Source organism: Nioella aestuarii (assembly GCF_050896395.1).
Lineage (GTDB): Bacteria > Pseudomonadota > Alphaproteobacteria > Rhodobacterales > Rhodobacteraceae > Nioella > Nioella aestuarii.
Genome location: NZ_JBPBBA010000077.1, coordinates 1 through 4,377, shown reverse-complemented (window position 1 = coordinate 4,377; position 4,377 = coordinate 1). Strand labels below are relative to the sequence as shown.

Annotated in this window: 3 protein-coding genes and 1 pseudogene; 2 read left to right on the top strand and 2 right to left on the bottom strand. The window is 53.1% G+C overall.

What is annotated here, in order from left to right; translation table 11 throughout:
• Window positions 1-265: 265 nt before the first annotated feature.
• Window positions 266-2,002 carry an ArnT family glycosyltransferase gene (locus ACROHD_RS20725; RefSeq protein ID WP_432680341.1) on the bottom strand — a complete coding sequence of 579 codons (1,737 nt, stop codon included), beginning with the start codon at window positions 2,000-2,002 and terminating at the stop codon, window positions 266-268.
• A 386-nt stretch (window positions 2,003-2,388) separates the two neighbouring features.
• On the opposite strand from ACROHD_RS20725, the gene ACROHD_RS20720 reads away from it, so the two are divergent.
• Both ACROHD_RS20720 and ACROHD_RS20715 read left to right on the top strand, forming a co-directional pair.
• The gene (locus tag ACROHD_RS20720; protein ID WP_432680340.1) at window positions 2,389-2,679 is read left to right on the top strand and encodes an EamA family transporter; all 291 of its coding nucleotides are present in this window, start codon (window positions 2,389-2,391) and stop codon (window positions 2,677-2,679) included.
• A gap of 783 nt (window positions 2,680-3,462) precedes the next feature.
• Entirely contained in the window at window positions 3,463-3,723 is a 261-nt protein-coding gene (locus ACROHD_RS20715; protein ID WP_432680339.1) for a hypothetical protein, read from the top strand.
• A gap of 235 nt (window positions 3,724-3,958) precedes the next feature.
• Here the strand turns inward: ACROHD_RS20715 and ACROHD_RS20710 are convergent.
• A pseudogene (locus tag ACROHD_RS20710) lies at window positions 3,959-4,285 on the bottom strand (sulfotransferase); the annotation flags it as partial.
• Window positions 4,286-4,377: the final 92 nt, after the last annotated feature.

Sequence of the window (4,377 nt, the reverse complement as noted above, 5' to 3'; positions counted from 1 at the left end):
GCAATGCCGCTACGCGACGGTAGCCGTAGCTGCCGTATTGCCTCGCCAGCTCGATCATGTCCGCTACAAGGCGGGCTGCTGTGGTAGGAATCCACCAGTTCTGGGCACAGCACGCGAAGACAGAATAACCAAAGCAGTTTTTGAGGTTTTCGGCCCATCAGAGACATTGGTGGCACGGTATCGGCGCTGCAGTGTAGCCCTTAGAACCTGCCGTTCGCCGCGACTGCAAATTCTCGCTCCGCCGACGCCCTGATAGATACAGTTGTTAACACCTTAAAATCGCAACTTCGCGCTCTAGAAAGAGGGGTTTGGTCGGATCGAAGTGAGCCTCAATCGAGCAGCGCTCGACCAAATCTTCGAAGAACGTCCGCATGAGTTGGGACTCAATTTCATGAACATGATACTCGAGATTTGACACAAGAAAAATCCGAAATCCTTGATCCAGCCAGTAGTCCAGCTCCCATTCCTCTCGCTGTGGTGGCCAGGCATGCGGTTGAACCTCAAACTCCACGGAGTCCTCGTCCACGCCTTCAAGCCCATACATGACTGTTGGCATTGCTAGGTAGAAGACGGAATTCGGCTCGTTTTCCCGAATGAGACGTTCCTCGGCCAGTTCCGGCATTTCAACGTCATATCGATCAGCCAAACGATGCCATCGTGCCAACTGCATATCCTGCGCTTCACGTCGCTGCGGCAGCCCGATATCCACCATTGTCAGGATCATTTCGTCGGCAAGCTCTTCCGCAATATATGCATCTGTCAAATCTCGAACAGGAATCGCCAATGCCTGCTGGATCGGGATCACAGCTCCGATAACAATTTCAATAAAACCAAATGCCCAAACTACTGCAACGGCGGCCCGCTGCACACCAGCCGAACCAACTATCAACGCCATCAGAGCGAGAAAGGACAAGCAGTAGAATCCTGCAAAATTGGCGATCCAAAGGTGCTCGGGCTGCCGCGTGCCTGACATTGCCGCAATCGCAACCGATCCGATGACGAGCGCGCCCCATACGACAAGCAAGACCGGTTTGTGTCGAAGTTTGCAGCTACGTATAGCGAGTATTGCCGGAAAGACTGCAGCTATGAATGCATGCACAGGATTGAGCCCCAGAATGGGATCTTGTGCTCGCTGTAGAAACGTTATTAACCCGGGTGCGACCCCTTGGTCCATTCGAACCGACATCACTGATTGGATGCGCTGAAATTCGAGAAAACTGGCGAAATCCAGAAGCACTCCAATATTCAGAACTGGCCATATCAATGCAATTGTGGCCAAGAACCGCAAGAGGGACCTCGTCAATGCCGTGACACCTTCGGAGCGGGCGATCAGAGCAACGACTCCTACTGAGAGCGGTCCGAGAATGATGGCGCTGCTATGCTTGAAACTAACCGCAAGCACAACGAACACGGCAATCCAAATATCCCACTTCCCGGGTTTACCTGTGTCGAGCCGGGCAATGATCGCCCAAATCACAGCAACGAACGAAGTCGCCAATGCCACATCACCCTTGGCGATATGCGACATGAACACACTAAGCGGAAAGAAGGCCCCGCCTAGTCCAACCAACAGTGCTGCCCAAGGCACCAGTCCCAGTCGCCGTGCAATCAGGTAGAACAGCGGCGCGGTCATCGCCCCGATGGCTGCGGTCAGCAGGCGAGCCGTCACGTAAAAAACGGTCGGGTCGTCGAAATACTGGCCTCGGAAACCCGAAACTCCGTCCCACCAATCGAGGATCAATCCGATCAAGAAAAGAAAGGCAAATCCTACAGCGTGGAGATAGTTCACCAAGGGCGGGTAAAAATGCTGCCCTGGCGACAGTTCGCCCGATAGAACGCGGGCCGCGGCATTTATGGGTTCGTCCCCGTGAAAGTACCCGTAGTCCGCTCCTACAGCTCGCAGGGCAAACGCAGTTAAAAACAGCGCGACAATGACGAGAGAGTTGCTATGCTCGTAGTTCTCACAAGCAGCCCGGTCGCTTCTTTCAATTCCAATGCGCATGGGGCAGGACGATATGCAAAAGCGCGATGAATACCAGCATTTTTGTCATCTGTAAGTGATCCACACGGCCAGCCAAGAGGCGGAGCCAGAAGGCGCTCGAATATGATCCACTACCTTGACCATTAATAATATTCTGGCCTCTTGCAGACCACAATGGTTAAAGTTTCTGTGAATACCTACGGCAAAACGCGGTTGGTGGAAGGTAGCGGTTGGTGGAAGGTAATTGTTCATCGCGCAACAGAACGGGTTTGTCGGTCAGAGCATGTCCTTAGCCCCGAGTTGATCTGAGAATGGGAAAGGCACCCTCTATGACACCCTTTGGATTCACACTGATTTCCTGCAGTGTATTGCTGTCCGCTCTTGGTCAGACATGTTTCAAGGCTGGGGTGGCGCGTTCAATCCTGCCCGAGGGTGCTACGATCCTGATCAAGGCTATAACGATGCTGACCTCCCCTTGGGTCCTCGCTGGACTAAGCTGCTATAGCGTCGGTATGGTGCTTTGGCTCTTTGCGCTTCGCCATGTCGATCTGTCTTTAGCCTACCCGTTCGTTGCTATGAGCTTTGTCGTCGTAACAATCATGGCTGTGGTTTTTCTGGGGGAAACACTTGCTCCCGCTCGCATCGCTGGTCTTTCCATGATTGTTCTGGGGCTAAGTGTAATGGCTCTTTGGGGCTGATCCAACTCCAAGTGACATCCATCTAATGACTGAAAAGGGTGGCGTTCGCACTATTATTTCCTGACCTTTCGTAGTTGGTAGAGCATCTATCTGAAAAAGGCCCAAGTTCACCTTGCGACGGTGCAGCAAAGAGCGAGCCTTGATGACTGCCTGAATGTCGGCTTCCACAAACGGCACCATGAGATCTCGCGTCCGCAGCGAATGTCGGTTCCCCGCCCATGCCCCCCGGATGACCACCATCAACGGTTCCAGGTGATCCACCCCAAAGGGTAAATTGGAAGCCAGAGGGCACAGGGACTTTTCGTACACTAATACCTTCCGGCTCCCTTCCCTTAAGGGGATGATAGTCTATTCATGAATCAGTATATTTTACTTATAGGAACAAGGACATAAGGAAGAGTTAATCATTCTATATCCACCTACAAGATTGCCGAGACGATGGGGATCAGCCGCATGAGCGTTCACAGGATTCTGAATGGGTGACAACCATCGCGCCAAGCGGCAGTAGAACTGACCCGCAAGGAAAAATTGATATCTGGATCACGGGAACACGTCAGCTTCCAGCCCGGAGCGGACATGATGCGAAACAGCAGAGCCCATCAGAGCGGACCTTGATGCGGAGTCAGTCGAGCGGCTGATGTGCAGGACTTTCCCGCCATTCGTTGCAACGCAGCAGTTTGCATAAGGTAGCCGTTTACGAAGCAACCCTGTCTGGCATAGCAGGTGACAATCTTGATAAGTTCTATGATTATGAGATCTTCAGGTGGCCTGTGGAGTGGAAAGATGCTGATCCAAGTAAATGGAATTGACGTCAACTTCGAGGAACGCGGTTCGGGGTGGCCGATCCTCATGCTTCATGGCGGTTATCTTGACCATCGACATATGATGGACGAAATGGAGCCTGCGTTCCTAGACCGCGCCGGATGGCATCGGATACCCGGCGACACGATCTCCGGGATGCGTGAACGCTCGGGCTATCAGGACAATGAAGCGACGCGACTTTTGTTTGAAAGTCTGCGCCTCGCCGGAATGCCGGAGAGCTAGAAATGAAGTGCCGCTCCGCCAACCTTGCCACCGAATTGTCGCGTTGTTCGTTCACTGGAGCCGCTCGACCAAATACGTTGGATGGCAGCTCTTGCTTCGACTCCAGTCGATAATCCAAATCGCCACAATGTCCTTTTTGTCCGCGACCCGGTCATCCGCCCCCAACGATCGGCAGGTTACCTGACAGAATAACTCAGATGACGGAGTCGAGCCGGGACCCGTCCATCGCGACATGTCACGCAATGACGGCGTTGGGGTCAAAATTCTTGAAGAATTCGTCGCGCTGATTCGAACGCGGAAAAGAAGTTGAAGGGATCGGAACCTCGAGGAAGTCGCAGATCGGTTCCCAACCGGACCCAAGCCGGTATTCGAGCAGCCGGTCCGGCGAAACATGGGCGCGCACATCTTCCATTCGACGGTGATATGCAGCGATGGCAGCCTCGCGATCCTCGTAATGGGTTCCAAAACATTGCTCGCCGATCATCTTGCGGCAAAGCTCGGATTGGGAAAAGGCCGGATGGGATGGATCCGAAAGAACGATCTGCAGAAACTGCATGATCGTGGCCGAGTAACTTTCCTGTCCGTCGTCAGATAATTTGGGACATCAGAGCGGGTTTTGTTTTGGAGGCTCTGGCTCATCCTTGATTGAGTTTA

What these genes read in the sequence shown, in the direction of transcription:
- ACROHD_RS20725 (WP_432680341.1), bottom strand. Translation starts at nt 2,002, where the DNA reads ATGCGCATTGGAATTGAAAGAAGCGACCGGGCTGCTTGTGAGAACTAC.
- ACROHD_RS20715 (WP_432680339.1), top strand. Translation starts at nt 3,463, where the DNA reads ATGCTGATCCAAGTAAATGGAATTGACGTCAACTTCGAGGAACGCGGT.